The organism is Streptomyces sp. NPDC048442 (assembly GCF_040651475.1).
Taxonomy (GTDB): Bacteria; Actinomycetota; Actinomycetes; order Streptomycetales; family Streptomycetaceae; genus Streptomyces.
The window spans coordinates 53631-67825 of the sequence record NZ_JBEZKB010000035.1 but is presented as its reverse complement, the minus strand read 5'-3'; the positions used below and the strand labels follow the sequence as shown (position 1 = coordinate 67825).

Genomic DNA, 14195 nt, shown 5'->3' with positions numbered 1-14195 from the left:
GCAGCTGACATGATGTGCCGATGCACGCTCAGGGGAGAAGCGTCGGCCTGGGCCTCGCCCTTGCCTCGGCGCTCGCATTCGGTGGATCAGGTGTCGCGGCCAAGCCGCTGATCGAGGCGGGGCTCGACCCGCTGCACGTGGTGTGGTTGCGGGTGGCGGGGGCGGCGCTGGTGATGCTGCCGGTCGCCTGGCGCCACCGGACGCTGCTGCGCCGCAGGCCCGCGCTGCTCGCGGGCTTCGGACTGCTCGCCGTCGCCGGAGTGCAGGCCTTCTACTTCGCCTCGCTGTCCCTGATCCCGGTCGGCGTCGCCCTGCTCGTCGAGTACCTGGCGCCCGCGCTGGTCCTCGGCTGGGTGCGGTTCGTGCAGCGCCGGCCGGTGACCCGGGCGGCCGCCGTGGGCGTGGTGCTCGCGGTGGGCGGTCTCGCGTGCGTGGTCGAGGTGTGGGCGGGGCTCAGCTTCGACCTGCTGGGACTCCTGCTCGCGCTGGGCGCCGCCTGCTGTCAGGTCGGCTACTTCGTGCTGTCCGACCAGGGTGGTGACGGCGAGGACGCGGCCGACCCGATGGGTGTCATCGCGTTCGGACTGCTGATCGGCACCGCCGTCCTCACGGTGGTCGCCCGGCCATGGGGCATGAAGTGGGAACTCCTCGGCGCCGCTGTCGACATGGGCGGCAGCCAGGTGCAGGCAGGGCTGCTGCTCGGCTGGATCGTCCTGATCGCGACCGTGCTGGCGTACGTCACCGGGGTGGTGTCCGTACGGAAGCTGTCGCCGCAGGTGGCGGGCGTGGTGGCATGCCTGGAGGCGGTCATCGCGACCGTGGCGGCGTGGGTGCTGCTGCGCGAACACCTGTCGCTGCCGCAGATCGTGGGCGGGGCCGTGGTGCTGATCGGCGCGTTCATCGCACAGTCGTCGACGCCGAAGGCGGCGGGCGAGGGGCCGGTGGCGGGCGGCTCAGGCGACGCGGGCGAGGCGAGTGGTTCGGGTGAGGCGAGAGGCTCGGGTGAGGCAAGGGGCTCGGGTGGGAGCGGGGTCCAGGATGCGGAAAGGGCGTTGTCCGCCGGACGGACCACGCCGTAGGGTGACGATCATGCCGATGACGCTCGTACTTCCCCCTCCCGCCGCCTCCTAGCGCGCGGGCGCCCACCGGAGCCGCTGTCGGCGGCCGGTGGAGGCTCACTGAGGACGAAGACTCGACCCGGGCAGCCCCCGGGTGGATCGTCGCTGCCCGCGTGCGCAGCCGAGCGACCCATTCCGTCTTCGTTTTCCGTGGGGAAGTCACGTGTCCAGTCCCGTTGTGGTGTCCCGTCCTGCCGTTGTACGTTCCACCGGCCTGCCCGTAGGGCGTGGCCTGCTGTATCTGATCGTCGCCGGAGTCGCCTGGGGGACCGCGGGGGCGGCCGCCTCGCTGGTGTACGTGGCCAGTGATCTGGGGCCGCTCGCCCTGTCGTTCTGGCGGTGCGCGGGCGGGCTCCTGCTGTTGCTCGCCGCCGGCCGCTGCATGCGTACGGGCCGTACCGGCAAGGGAGTCGAGACCGCGGTGCGCGGCAGCCGGGCGGTCCGGGTGGCCCGGGTGCTGTCCACCGGGCTCGCCTTCACCGTCTTCCAGAGCGCGTACTTCGCGGCCGTCGAGGCGACCGGGCTCACGGTCGCGACCGTGATCACGCTCGGGGCCGGGCCGGTGTTCATCGCGCTGGGCGCGCGGGCGCTGCTCGGTGAACGGCTCGGAATCGGCGGAATCGGCGCAGTCGTCGGGGCGCTGGCCGGGCTCGGGGTGCTGACACTCGGCGGCGACGACGCCTCGGTGCGTACCGATGGTGTGTTCATGGCGCTGCTGTCGGCCGCCGCGTACGCGGTGATGACGCTGCTGACGCGGTGGCTGGGCCGGGACGGCGGCGGGGACGACCCGGTCGTGACGAGCGCCTGGTCCTTCGGTATCGGGTCGGTGTGCCTGCTGCCGCTCGCACTGGCGGAGGGAATCCTGCCGCACACCGTCGAACTCACCCGGGTGGTCTGGCTGTTGGTGTACGTGGCGGCCGTGCCGACGGCGCTCGCGTACGCGCTCTACTTCGCCGGAGCCGCCGTCGTACGGTCCGCGACGGTCTCAGTGATCATGCTGCTCGAACCGGTCAGTGCCGCCGTCATCGCCGTCGTGCTGCTCGATGAGCGGCTGACGGCGGCCACCGTGGCGGGCACCCTGCTGCTGCTCGCCGCAGTGGTGGGGCTGGCGTACGGGGAAGCACGGGAGGCCGCCCGGGTGCGCCGGGCGGCCGCCTTGGTCTGACTACGAGGCGCTGTACGAGGACCGGCGGCGGGCGTGGTGTGCGGCTGCCGCCGGGTCGTGCGGGCCGTTGCGGGCGGCGAGGCCGGCTGCCGTTTGGTCCTTGACCGCGTCGGGCTTGTGGCTCGCGTACTTGAACTTCGCCCGTACGTCGGTGACTTCCAGCCGCACTACGCGAATGCCCGACAGCATCCGGCCGAACGGGGCCTCGCCCGGCACGGCGGGCGCGGTACCGCCCTCGGGCTGGAAGTGGGCCACCTGCCGGTTGAGGAGCTCCGCCTTGGCGGCGGGATCGTCCACCAGGTGTGCGGTGCAGCGCAGTTGGACCGCCGTGTAGAAGCTGGTCGGGGTGGAGTGCTCGGACGGGGCACCCTCCGGGGCCTGCCAGGGGCCCGGGACGAAGGCGTAGTCGTCGACGACGCTCAGCAGGACCTGCGGGTTCGCCTCGAAGGCCGCCCAGATCGGGTTCGGGCGGGCGAGATGGATGATCACTTCGCCGTACGGGCCGGTCCGTGCGTCGTACGAGAAGTGGGTGGGCTGCACGAACGGCGGCTCGCCGCCCACGCCGTTGACCGCGAGCTGCCCGAAGTCGTGCGCGGCGAGCCAGAGTTGCCACTCGGAGTCGTCGGCGGGCGCGTCCCAGGGATGGATCAGCACGGCCGGCCTCTCAGACGGTGGAGAGGTAGTCGGGGAGCGTGACGGCCGGGTCCAGGTCGTCGGCGGGGATCGGCGTGCCGTGACCGCGGGTGAGGGGGACGACACCGGTCCAGTACGAGAGGGTGGCGTCCTCGGGCTCGTCGTTCGGCGGGCCGGTGCGGACCTTGGCAGACACCTCGTCAAGATCCAGCCGCAGTACGGCTGTTGCGGCGAGCTCCTTGGCGTTCGCGGGGCGCGAGTCGGCGGAGCGGCCGGGGACGACGTGGTCGACAAGGGCGTCCAGCGCGATGCGCCGCTCCTCCTCGTCGACGACCGGGCGGGCCGTGCCGTGCACGACGACGGAGCGGTAGTTGATCGAGTGGTGGAAGGCGGAACGGGCCAGCACCAGGCCGTCGACGTGGGTCACGGTCAGGCAGACCTCGATGCCCGGGGCCTCCTCGGTGCGCCCGGCGGCGCGCAACGGGCGCGAACCGGTCGAGCCGTGGACGTAGAGGCTTTCGCCGATCCGGCCGTACAGGGTCGGCAGCACGACCGGGGCGCCGTCGCGGACGAAGCCCAGGTGGCAGACGTACGCCTCGTCGAGTATCGAGTGCACCAGCTCGCGGTCGTACGACGCGCGGTCCGGGGAGCGGGTGGGGACGGTGCGGTCGGTGGGGGTGTAGGAATCAGGGGTGACAGCCGTCGCGGTGGGGCTATCCTGAGGGGCGTCCTGCATTGCGCTCTCCATTGCACTAGTGCATACTGCGTTTTGTGCTAGGAGAGTATCGGATCAGTGGCAGGCGTGCATCAGAAATCTCTGCGAGCGTGGAACGGGCGGTGGGTGAGGGTGAGCTGGAACCAGGTCAACTCCTGCCGCCCATGCGGGAGTTGGCGGCGCAGCTGGGCGTGAATCCCAATACGGTCGCGTCCGCATACCGGACGCTGCGGGAGCGCGGAGTGATCGAGACGGCCGGACGGAGGGGCAGCCGGATCAGGGCGAGGCCCGTCAGTACCGCGCGCGAGTCGATCAGGGCCGACGTCCCGGAGGGCGTGCGGGATCTCTCCAAGGGCAATCCCGACACCGCGCTGCTGCCGCCGCTGCGGGACGCGCTGCTGTACGCGGCCGAGCAGGCCGACGCGACGCCGGGGCTGTACGGGGAGGAGGCGCGGGATCCCGAACTGGTGCGGCTGGCGCGGGCGGACTTCGACGCCGCGGGGGTTCCGGACGGGCCGGTCGCCGTCGCGTCGGGTTCGCTGGACGCGATCGAGCGGGTGCTGGCCGTACATCTGAAGCCGGGGGACACGGTCGCCGTGGAGGACCCGGGGTGGGGCGCGATGCTCGACCTGGTTCCGGCGCTCGGGCTGCGGGCGGTGCCGGTGGCGGTGGACGACGAGGGTCCGCTGCCGGACGAGGTGGAGCGGGCGCTGCGGGGCGGAGCGCGGGCCGTCGTGGTGACCGCGCGGGCGCAGAACCCGACGGGGGCTGCGGTGAGCGCGGAGCGGGCGGTCGCGCTTCGGGAGGTGCTGGCGGCCCATCCGTCGGTGCTGCTGGTCGAGGACGACCACGGGCACGGGATCGTGGACCTGCCGGTGCACGTGCTGGCGGGGGCGGGCGGCGGGCCGTGGGTGTTCGTACGGTCCGTCTCCAAGGGGTACGGGCCTGACCTGCGGGTTGCCGTACTGACCGGGGACGCGGTGACGGTCGACCGGGTGCGGGGCCGGCAGCGGCTCGGGCCCGGGTGGGTGAGCCGGCTGCTCCAGCGGGCGGTCGTGCGGTTGTGGACTTCCGGCGTGGTGGACGCGGACGTCGTGGCCCGGTCGTACGGGGAGCGGCGGGACACGCTTGTCGCGGCGCTGGCGGAGCGGGGGGTGCGGGCGCACGGACGGAGCGGGATGAATGTGTGGGTGCCGGTGGCGGACGAGACGGGGGTGGTGTCGCGGATGCTCTATGCGGGGTGGGGGGTGGCGCCGGGGGCACGGTTTCGCGTGGCGGCGGGGGCGGGGGTTCGGCTCACCGTTTCCACGCTGAGTGTGGGGGAGATCGGGGTGGTGGCGGATGCGGTGGCGGCGGCGATTGGTCCTGGGCCGGAGGGGGAGGGGCGGAGGTACGGGTGAGGGGTGGTGGGGGCGGGTGTGGCGGGTTGGTACGTGCGGGTGCGTTGTGGCTGGTCGCGCCCACGCGGCGGAGCCGCACATGTGACAGCCCCGCGCCCCTATGGGGCGCTCCTGAGCGCGCGCCCCTGAAGGTGCGCCCCGGTCAGGGGCGGGGCTTGGTTTGGGTGAGGGCGGCGCCGGTCAGGACGATGAGGGCGCCCACGGGGGTGTTCCAGGTGAGCGGTTCGGAGAGAAGGGTGACTCCGGCGACCGTGGCGATGACGGGGATGAAGTAGGTGACCATCTGGGCGGTGGTCGGGCCGACTTCCGACACCAGGTTGTACTGGAGGAGCATCGCCAGGCCGGTGCCGAGCGCGCCGAGTGCCACCACGGCGAGCAGGGGGAGGACCGGGAAGGCGGTGGGGAGCGTGGTGAAGAGGGGCGTGACGACGGCCAACTGGACGGTGGCGAGCAGGAGTTGCGCACCGGTCATCGAGAGGGCCGAGTCGGTGCTGCCGGCGAGGGTGCGGCGCAGGTAGATCCAGCCGATCGGGTAGCTGAGCGAGGCCAGCAGGGCCATCGCCGTGCCGGTGAGGTCCAGTCCCGAGAAGCCCTGCCAGGCGCCGAGGACGGTGAGTACGCCGAGGAAGCCGAGGCCCAGGCCCGCCACCCGGCGGCGGGTGGGGCGGTCCTCGGAGAGGGCGACCAGGGAGAGGGCCATTCCCCACAGCGGGGAGGTGGCGTTGCAGATGCCTGCGAGCGTCGAGGGGATGGTCAGCTCGGAGTAGGCGAAGAGCGAGAACGGCAGTGCGTTGAGGAAGAACGCGGCGACCGTGAGATGACCCCAGGTGCGGGCGGAGCGCGGCAGCCGGGTGCGCTTGACCGCCATGGCCGCGACCAGGACGAGTGTGCCGAACAGCAGCCGCCCGAAAGTCACTTGGAAGGGCGCGTACGCCTCGGTGCCGACCTTGATGAAGAGGAAGCTGAAGCCCCAGATGAGAGCGAGCGCCGCGAAGCGGATGCGCCAGTCGAGGGTGCGGCGGCGGGTGGGGGCCGCGGAAGCGGCGGCAGGTGTGGCGGCGGAGGCGGGCCTCGGCTCGGTGGTGCGGGTTCGGGCCGCGGTCACGGGGGTCATGGAAACAACGATGGCGGCCCCGACCTCGTAGCACAAGCAAGTTCTGTTGGAGTGACCGCGTAGCATTGCTTACATGTTGAATCTGGAGCGGCTGCGCACCCTCGACGCCCTCGCCCGGCACGGCTCGGTCAGCGGCGCCGCCGAGGGGCTGCACGTCACCACGTCCGCGGTGTCCCAGCAGCTGGCCAAGCTGGAGCGCGAGGTCGGCGAGCCGCTGCTCGCCAAGAACGGGCGCGGGGTACGGCTCACCGAGGCGGGACGGCTGCTCGCCGGGCACGCGGCCCGGATCCTCTCCCAGGCCGAGCGCGCCCAGTCCGACATCGAGGCCCAGCGCGGCAGGGTCGTCGGGGACCTCGCGCTCGCCGCGTTCCCGACCGCGGCCCGCGGCCTGGTGCCGTCCGCGCTGGCCGAGCTGCGGGACCGGCACCCCCAACTGCGGGTGAAAATGCGGGAGGTGGAGCCGGACGCGGCGGTGCGGGGTGTGGTGCGCGGCGACTACGACCTCGCCGTCGTACTCGACTGGTACAACAAACCGCTGTCCATGCCGGCCGGACTCGCCAAGCGCGAGCTCCTGGAGGACCCGGCCGATGTGGCGATGCCCGCCGGGCACGCGCTCGCCGGGCAGGACGAGGTCGACCTCGCGGAATTCGCCGACGACGACTGGGTGACCTGGGCGGAGGGCGAGTTCTGCCACGAATGGCTGCTGCTCACCCTGCGCGGAGTGGGCGTGGAACCCCGGCTCGCGCACGTCGCCGAGGAGCATGCCACTCAACTCGCCCTGGTCGAGGCGGGGTTGGGGGTGTGCGTCGCGCCCAGGCTCGGGCGCGGACCCGTGCCGGACGGCGTGCGCGTCGTACCCGTACGGCATGCGATGCGGCGGCATGTGTACGTGGTGTGGCGCGCGGACGCCGACCGGCGGCCGTCGATCAGGGCGGCGGTGGAGGCGCTGGCGGCGGCGGGGACACGGGTGGCGAGCTGAATCCCCCCGCTCAAGGGCCGCCGGCTTGCGCTACAGGTCCGCCAGCTTGCGGAAGTCCCAGGAGGCGATCGCGTCCGGAGTCAGCCGCAGCCAGGCGTGCCTGCCGTCGTGCGGCAGCTGCGTCATACCGAAGTACTTCCGGGCGAACAGCCCCTCGGGGGCGTCCAGTTCGGGGCACGGCTCGCCCGTGCGGGGAGCCTCGCCGACGAACTCCGCGGTGCCGGACAGCTCCACGCCGCGCAGCTCCCCGTACTCGACACCGTCGTCCACGACCACCGCGAGCCGCGGGTCCTTGCGGAGCTGGGCCCAACGGCGGCTGCGGGTGATCGAATACAGCCAGAGCGAGGCCCCGTCCCAGACGAACCACAGGGCGCCCACGTGCGGGGCGCCGTCCGCCGAGACCGTGGCCACTCGGCAGACGCGCTGCCCGGCGAGGTATGTGTCGCGCTCGGCGTCCGTCATCATGATGCGGCGGCCCCGGCGCTGGGTGTGGTCCGTGGTGGCCATGAGGTCTCCCCTGAAAGGTTTCTGATGTGGCGTCAGAAATCATGGGGGCTCTTCCTTCGGTACGCAATGGCCGCTACTCTCGCGCGCCATGTCGGCATACGAACGACTCGTGGCACAGCTCGACCCCGCAAGCACCGCACTGCTCACCGTGGAGTGTCAGGAAGGCGTGGTCGGCGCGGACAGCGCACTGCCCGAACTGGCCGCGCAGGCAACGAAGTCGGGCGCCCTGCGCAATGTCGCGCTCCTGGTCGACGCCGCGCACCTGGCCGGCGTACAGGTGCTGCACGCCGTCGCCGAGCGGCGGCCGGACGGGCGCGGTGCGAACCACAACGCGCGCCTCTTCCGTGCCGCGGCGCGGCTTCCCGTGCAACAGGTGACCGGGACACCCGCCGTACGGGTCGCCGCCCCGATCGAGGTGGCGGACTCGGACCTCGTGGTGCGTCGGCTGCACGGCCTGTCGCCGGTCGCGGGCACGGAGGTGGACGCGCTGCTGCGCAACCTCGGATGCCGCAGCGTGGTCGTCGTCGGGGTGTCCGCGAACGTGGCCGTTCCGGGCGCGGTGTTCGACCTGGTGAACCTGGGATACCAGGTGGTGGTGGGGGCCGACGCGATCGCGGGCGTACCGGCGGACTACGTCCCGGCCATGGTGCAGAACACCCTCGCCCTCGTCGCGACGATCGCGTCGACGGACGAGGTGCGAGGGTGCTGGATGCGGCAGCCGGGCAGCCGGGTCTAGCCTTCCCAGAGAGAGCGGCGGGACGGGCTGTAAACCGTGAGCGCCGCACGGGACTTGGAGAGAAGCAGGGTGTCCGGCGCGGGGGCCGTCTCGCCGTCGTAGGCGAGGAGTTCGACGTCCGCGAGGCCGCCCACCTCCAGCCGCCGCACGCGTTCGGCGCAAAAGACCCGGGAGCGGTTCAGCGCGCCGGCGAGAGCGGAGATCACCAGGCGGGTGCGGGCCAGGCGGGCCGCCGCGTCGACGGTACGGACGTCCAGGAGTCCGTCGTCCAGGTGCGGGCGGTGCGAAGGGGCGAGGCCGTCGGGGAGGTAGCGGCCGTTGCCCACGAACAGCAGCCACAGGCAACGGGGTTCGCCGTCGAGGACGACGTTCAGGGGCGAGGCGTCGCGCAACACGCCCACCAGGGACACCGCAGCGGCCGGCCACTTACCGATCCGGCCCTCCCACCGCTCGCGGCGCTTCACCAGTTCCGGGTAGAAGCCGATGCTGAAGGTGTTCACGAAGTCGGTCACGCGGCGGCCCTCGCCGTCCGTGACCCGGGCCAGGTCCACCCGTACCGCCTCGCCGTGATGGACCGCGTGCGTGGTGTCCTCGAAGGTGTCGGAGTCCGCGTCGAGCGCGAAGTGGTTCAGGGTGCCGCCCGGGAACACGGCGAGCGGCAGACCGGCTTCCGCGGCGCGCGCCGCGGCCGCGCTCACCGTGCCGTCGCCGCCGCAGACGCCCAGGACCTTGGCCGACTGACCGGCCCGCATGACCGCATCGTCCAGGACGTCGTCGAGGTCGGCGCCCTCCTCACGTACGAGGATCTCGGCCTTGGGGAGGAGCAGCCGCAGGCGTTCCTCGGCGGAGAGGCGGCCCGGAACACCCTTGCCCGAACCGGAGTTGACGACCACGACCAGGCCCTCGCCGTGGGTGAGCGCGGGCGCTTCGGCGCGCGTGCGTCCGTCGCGTACGTACCGAGGACGGGGCGGCCACCAGTGGCAGGTGACGGCGGCAGCGGCCATCCCCAGCGCGCACCCGGCGAGAACGTCACCGGGGTAGTGGGCACCGACGTACACCCGGGAGAAGGCGACGGCGGCGGCGACCGGGGCGAGGAGGGCGCCGTAGCGGGGGGATTCGAGGGCGACTCCGGTGACGAAGGCGGCGGCGGAGGCGGAGTGGCCGGAGGGGAAGGAGGGGGTCCAGGGGGCCTTGGCGGGGAGCCGCCGGAGGGGGACCAGGTCGGTGAGGGGCCGGCGGCGGCGGATGGCGTACTTGGCGACGGCGTTGGTGGTGAGGGAGGCGAGGGCGAGGGAGCCGACGCCCCGGCGGGCGGCGCGGCGGGCGGCGGGGCCGCCGGCGGCGAGGGCCGCTGCTGTGGCGAACCAGAGGCGGCCGTGGTTGGCGGAGGCGGAGAGGGCGGGGAGGAGGCGGTCGGCGCCGGGGAGGCGGGCGGAGGCGACCTTGTCGAACCAGCGGTGGTCGAGCTTGCTGAGGCGGGTCATGGGGGCGCCGTCCAGTTTGGGGGTGGGGGCTCTTTGCGGGTGGGCACAGCGGGTGGGGTCAGGTGTGGGAGGCGTGCCACTCTGCTACGTAGTCGTTGAAAATGGTGCGCAGGTGGTGGCCGATCTGGAGGTAGTCGAGGTCGTCCAGGTTGGCGAGGGAGGCGCGGACGGACCACTGGGGGCCGTCGAAGCCGCCGCCGTTGAGGAGGACGACGGAGGTCTGTTCGGCGAGGCGGAACAGCGGGTCGACCGGGTCGTAGTTCTTCTCCAGGAAGTCGGCGAACGCCTTGCCGTGGGTCCGCTCCGCCTCTGCGAGGAGGTCCAGCTCGATGTAGTAGGCCGCCCGCTTTGGGTCCTCGGCGATCTTCATTTGGGCGCCTTCGAGGAGCAGTTGGAGGCGGCGCTGCACGATCGCGCGGATGCGCTCCTTGTACGCCTGGCCCTCCTCCAGCATGTCGAAGAGCGAGAAGAGGGCCATCATCACCTGCTGCGGGAGGGAGAGGCCCGCGGTGTGGTTGAGGGCGACCTGGCGGGAGTCGGCGACCAGACGGTCGATGAACTTGATCTTCTCGGGTTCGAGGGAGAGCGTGCTGTAGCGCTTGTTGAGGCGTTCCTTCTGGTCCTGCGGCTGGGCGGCGAGCATCGCGTCGATGACGTTGTCGTCGTGCAGGCCGATCACGCCGATGCGCCAGCCGGTCGCCCCGTAGTGCTTGGAGTACGAGTAGACGAGGAGCGTGTTGCGCGGCAGGTCGGCGGCGATCGAGCGGAAGCCCTCGACGAACGTGCCGTACACGTCGTCGGTGACGATCACGAGGTTCGGGTTGGAGTCCGCCACGATCTGCTTGATCTGGTCGGTGACCCGCCGGGAAAGCGCCAGGGACGGCGGGTTGCTGGGGTTGACCAGGCAGACCATCTTGATCGAGGGGTCAGCCAGCTTGGCGACCTCTTCCGTGGGGTAGCGCCACTGGCGCACCCCGGTCTCGGTGAACATGTTCGCCTCGACGAGCACCACGTCGAAGGCGTACGTGTCGAGCTCGGGGATCTCCAGGTACGGGGTGAACTCCGGCACCATCAGGGCGATCCGGTCGCCCTTGCGCAGGATGCCGTTCTTCATGAGGGAGTCGAAGATGTAGCACATCGCCGCCGTGCCGCCCTCGGTGGCGAAGACGCTGAGGTGGTCGGCCGGGGGGTCCGCGTCGAACATCTCGTCCTGCAGATAGCCGCGGACGATCTTCTCGCAGTGCGCCAGCATGCGGTCGGGGCTCGGGTAGTTGTCCCCGATCATCGAGTCGCTCATCTCATGGACGAACGCGTCCTTCTCGAAGCCGAAGCGCGCCACCGCCAGGTCGAAGCAGGCCTTCAGCATCTCGATGCCGGGCAGCTCCGGATGCGTACGGACGAACTTTTCGAAGCGCTCGCCGCAGCCCGGCTCCTCCGGCATGCCGCCCAGGTTGTCGGCGGTCCACACCCGGCGGGACTCGCCGAGCGCGAAGTAGCCGAGCGCGTAGTACGCCTCGCGGGGCCCGGTGGCGACCCAGTTGGGGTTGCCGCGGCCCGCGTTGAGCATGGTGCGGGTGGCCCTGCCCTTCTGGCCCGGCTTGTCGGCCTGCGCGGATTCGGCGAGCTTGATGAACTCGGCCTTCAGCTCGAAGGGGCTGAGGGAGGAGAGGCGCCGCATCTCTTCGCGGCTGTACGTGGACTTGGGCACGGGGCAACTCCCAGGAGAGGAAGGGGCGTTCAGGAGGGAAACGGTCGTGCTCAGGCCCCCAGGACACCGACGAGGACGGGCCCGGTCAGGGGGAGGAGGAAGTTGGAGAGGGTGTACGTGATCGTGTAGCCGAGCATCGGAACCGAGCTCTGGGCCGTCTGGGTGATGGAGGTGATCGCCGGGGTGGAGCACTGCTGTCCCGCGATCGCACCGATCAGCAGCGGCTGCTCGATCTTCAGGAGCTTCCGTCCGACGATCAGCGACAGGGTGGCGGGGACGAGGACCATGGCGATGCCGGCGAACGGGAGCAGCGCCCCGTACTGCTTGAGCAGCGGCCACGCCTGGGGCCCCGACACCAGGCCCGTACAGGCGATGAAAAGCGCCAGGCCCATGTCCTTGAGTGTGGTCGCGGCCTGCGGCGGAAAGGCGCCGAAGGTCTGTGAGCGCGAGCGCAGCCAGCCGAAGAGCAGCCCCGAGATCAGGCAGCCGCCGCCGGTGCCCAGCGACATCGGGATGTCGCCCGCCTTGATCACGAGCTGGCCGATCAGCGAACCCACGACGATGCCCAGGCCCAGGTAGATGAAGTCGGTGGAGTCGTTCTTGACCACCGCGCCGATCTTCGCCACCAGCTTGGAGAGCCCCGAGCGCGCGCCGACCAGGGTGAGCACGTCACCCCGGTGCACCACGGTGTCGCCGGTGGCCGGGAGGTGCTGGTCGTTGCGCAGGAGGTCGGTGACGTACACCCCGTCCTTGATGAACTCGGGGTTCTGAGCCTGGAGTTGGTCGATGGTCAGGCCGTGCGACGCCTTGTCGGTCACGGCGACCTGGCGGGAGGCGAGCGGAGTGTCCAGACCGGGGATGCCGGGGGTCTCCGGGCCGATGAGCCGGCCGGCTTCGATGGTGTTGGGCCGGCGCCCCACGATCAGGACCAGGTCGGAGAGGGTGAGCCGCAGGCCGGGCGCGGAGGGGATTAGCTTGCTGCCCCGCTTGACGGCCTCGACCGTGATCCGGCCGTCGAGGCCCGCTTCGAGTTCGCCGACGGTGCGGCCGTCCGCATGGGTCACCAGATACGTACGTCCGACCAGGCCCGGCAGCGCGGCACGCTCGTCGGACTCCAGGCCGTGCCCGCCACCGCCGCGCATCTTCTCCCACAGCTCGCGGGAGGCGTCGGCCAGGTTGATGCGCATCAGCATCGGCATGATCTGGCTGGTGTAGAGGACGATCGTGATCAGGCCGAAGAGGTAGCAGACGGTGTACGCGGTGGCGACGTGCCCCTGGTACTGGGTGATCTGCGCCGGGGACAGGTCGCCCAGCTTGCCGATGGCTTCGGTGGCCGTACCGACGACGGCGGACTCCGTGGCGGCGCCGGCCAGGATGCCCGACGCGGTGCCGACGTCGAGGTCGAAGGCCTTCGCGAGTCCGTAGGCGATGCCCAGGACGCTGACCAGCTCGATGAAACAGAGCGCGAAGAAGCGCAGGCTCTTGCGGTTGAGGTTCGAGAAGAACTGCGGGCCCGCCATGTAGCCCAGCGAAAAGATGAAGAGCGCGAAGAAGACGGTCTTCACATCGTCCGAGATCTTCACCTCGGCCCACGCGCCCATCAGCAGGGACACGATCAGCGTGCCGCAGATGCCGCCGAGCGTGATGGGGCCCACGCGGAGCTTGCCCACCAGATAGCCGAGAGCCAGGCACAGGAAGAGCGCCAGCTCAGGATGGTCCTTGAGAACGCCCATAGTCGTCAGATCCCGGGGGAGAAGGTGGAGCAAAGGAAGATTTGTCGCTCAAAGTAGCAATGTGACTACGACTCGGCATGTTTGGAGGGATGTGGAGGGATACGGAGGGATTTGGCGGGATCCGAGGGCGGGGCCCTCCGGCGCGGCCTGCTGCTCGCGGTGCGGGTCCGGTGACTGTTTGCTCTAGTGGTTTCGACCGGTGATCCACCGGACGCGAGAGGAGCCACTTCATGAGCACGGACCAGAGTCCGCCCCCGCCCCCGTCGGACCCGCCCCCGCCTCCGTCGGCCCCGCCCCCGGCTTCCGGAGAAGCCCCGCAGTGGGGTCCGCGCCCCGAGGAGGGGCCGCTGCACCGCCTCGGCAGAGGCGCCTGGCAGGCAGTGCTCGCCGCCGGGCTCGCCGCGCTGGTCCTGGGCGTCATGGTGCTCGCCTGGCCGGGCGCCACGCTGGTTGCCGTGGCCGCGCTCTTCGGTGTCTATCTGCTGGTCAGCGGTGTGATGCAGCTGGTCGCGGCCTTCGGCACGCATGTCTCCACGGCCCTGCGGGTGATGGCCTTCATCAGCGGCGCGCTGTCGATCCTGCTGGGCCTGTTCTGCTTCCGGGGCGCGATGCAGTCGCTGCTGCTGCTCGCCCTGTGGATCGGCATCGGCTGGCTGTTCCGCGGGATCACGCAGACCGTGGCCGCCGCCTCCGACCCTCAGATGCCGGCCCGCGGCTGGCAGGTCTGCCTCGGCATCGTCAGCGCACTCGGCGGGATCGTGCTGATCACCTCGCCGCTGGACTCGGTCGCGGTCCTCACCGTCATCGGTGGCTGCTGGCTGATCGCCGTCGGCATCGTCGAGATCGTCACCGCCTTCCGTATCCGCTCCCGGGCCCACCGGCTCCCGCGCAGCGTCTGAAGGC

The 14195-nt window shown here is 71.4% G+C and carries 13 protein-coding genes; 6 read left to right on the top strand and 7 right to left on the bottom strand.

Annotated features, from left to right (window positions below; translation table 11 throughout):
• Positions 1-20 precede the first annotated feature (20 nt).
• On the top strand, positions 21-1079 hold the full coding sequence (locus tag AB0D18_RS35800; protein ID WP_362428550.1) for an EamA family transporter: 1059 nt from the start codon (positions 21-23) through the stop codon (positions 1077-1079).
• 220 nt (positions 1080-1299) lie between these two features.
• Positions 1300-2283, top strand: a complete 984-nt coding sequence (locus AB0D18_RS35795) for an EamA family transporter (protein ID WP_362428627.1) — start codon at positions 1300-1302, stop codon at positions 2281-2283.
• Here the strand turns inward: AB0D18_RS35795 and AB0D18_RS35790 are convergent, their stop codons facing one another.
• Both AB0D18_RS35790 and AB0D18_RS35785 read right to left on the bottom strand, forming a co-directional pair.
• Positions 2284-2937 (bottom strand): FMN-binding negative transcriptional regulator, encoded by a 654-nt coding sequence (locus AB0D18_RS35790; protein ID WP_362428547.1) that lies wholly within the window; start codon positions 2935-2937, stop codon positions 2284-2286.
• 10 nt (positions 2938-2947) lie between these two features.
• Positions 2948-3652 carry a pyridoxamine 5'-phosphate oxidase family protein gene (locus tag AB0D18_RS35785; RefSeq protein ID WP_362428544.1) on the bottom strand — a complete coding sequence of 235 codons (705 nt, stop codon included), beginning with the start codon at positions 3650-3652 and terminating at the stop codon, positions 2948-2950.
• A 35-nt stretch (positions 3653-3687) separates the two neighbouring features.
• Here AB0D18_RS35785 and AB0D18_RS35780 point away from each other — a divergent pair, with 35 nt between their 5' ends.
• Entirely contained in the window at positions 3688-5031 is a 1344-nt protein-coding gene (locus AB0D18_RS35780; RefSeq protein WP_362428541.1) for an aminotransferase class I/II-fold pyridoxal phosphate-dependent enzyme, read from the top strand.
• 142 nt (positions 5032-5173) lie between these two features.
• On the opposite strand, the gene AB0D18_RS35775 is transcribed toward AB0D18_RS35780, so the two are convergent.
• Complete coding sequence (locus AB0D18_RS35775; RefSeq protein WP_362428538.1) at positions 5174-6181, bottom strand: DMT family transporter; 1008 nt, start codon at positions 6179-6181, stop codon at positions 5174-5176.
• Positions 6182-6218: 37 nt separating this feature from the next.
• Between AB0D18_RS35775 and AB0D18_RS35770 the strand changes: the two genes are divergently transcribed.
• Complete coding sequence (locus tag AB0D18_RS35770) at positions 6219-7124, top strand: LysR family transcriptional regulator (protein WP_362428535.1); 906 nt, start codon at positions 6219-6221, stop codon at positions 7122-7124.
• Between the two features lie 30 nt (positions 7125-7154).
• Here the strand turns inward: AB0D18_RS35770 and AB0D18_RS35765 are convergent, their stop codons facing one another.
• Complete coding sequence (locus AB0D18_RS35765; RefSeq protein WP_362428532.1) at positions 7155-7631, bottom strand: pyridoxamine 5'-phosphate oxidase family protein; 477 nt, start codon at positions 7629-7631, stop codon at positions 7155-7157.
• Positions 7632-7719: 88 nt separating this feature from the next.
• Here AB0D18_RS35765 and AB0D18_RS35760 point away from each other — a divergent pair, with 88 nt between their 5' ends.
• The gene (locus AB0D18_RS35760) at positions 7720-8367 is read left to right on the top strand and encodes an isochorismatase family protein (protein WP_362428529.1); all 648 of its coding nucleotides are present in this window, start codon (positions 7720-7722) and stop codon (positions 8365-8367) included.
• On the opposite strand, the gene AB0D18_RS35755 is transcribed toward AB0D18_RS35760, so the two are convergent.
• Genes AB0D18_RS35755 through aspT form a run of 3 tightly spaced genes read right to left on the bottom strand, consistent with a single transcriptional unit; the run spans position 8364 to position 13292 of the window.
• Positions 8364-9851, bottom strand: a complete 1488-nt coding sequence (locus AB0D18_RS35755) for a phosphatase PAP2 family protein (protein WP_362428526.1) — start codon at positions 9849-9851, stop codon at positions 8364-8366. The genes AB0D18_RS35760 and AB0D18_RS35755 overlap by 4 nt on opposite strands.
• Positions 9852-9909: 58 nt before the next feature.
• Positions 9910-11559, bottom strand: a complete 1650-nt coding sequence (locus AB0D18_RS35750; RefSeq protein WP_362428523.1) for a bifunctional aspartate transaminase/aspartate 4-decarboxylase — start codon at positions 11557-11559, stop codon at positions 9910-9912.
• Between the two features lie 50 nt (positions 11560-11609).
• On the bottom strand, positions 11610-13292 hold the full coding sequence (aspT, locus tag AB0D18_RS35745) for an aspartate-alanine antiporter (protein ID WP_362428521.1): 1683 nt from the start codon (positions 13290-13292) through the stop codon (positions 11610-11612).
• Between the two features lie 230 nt (positions 13293-13522).
• Between aspT and AB0D18_RS35740 the strand changes: the two genes are divergently transcribed.
• Complete coding sequence (locus AB0D18_RS35740) at positions 13523-14191, top strand: HdeD family acid-resistance protein (RefSeq protein WP_362428518.1); 669 nt, start codon at positions 13523-13525, stop codon at positions 14189-14191.
• Positions 14192-14195: the final 4 nt, after the last annotated feature.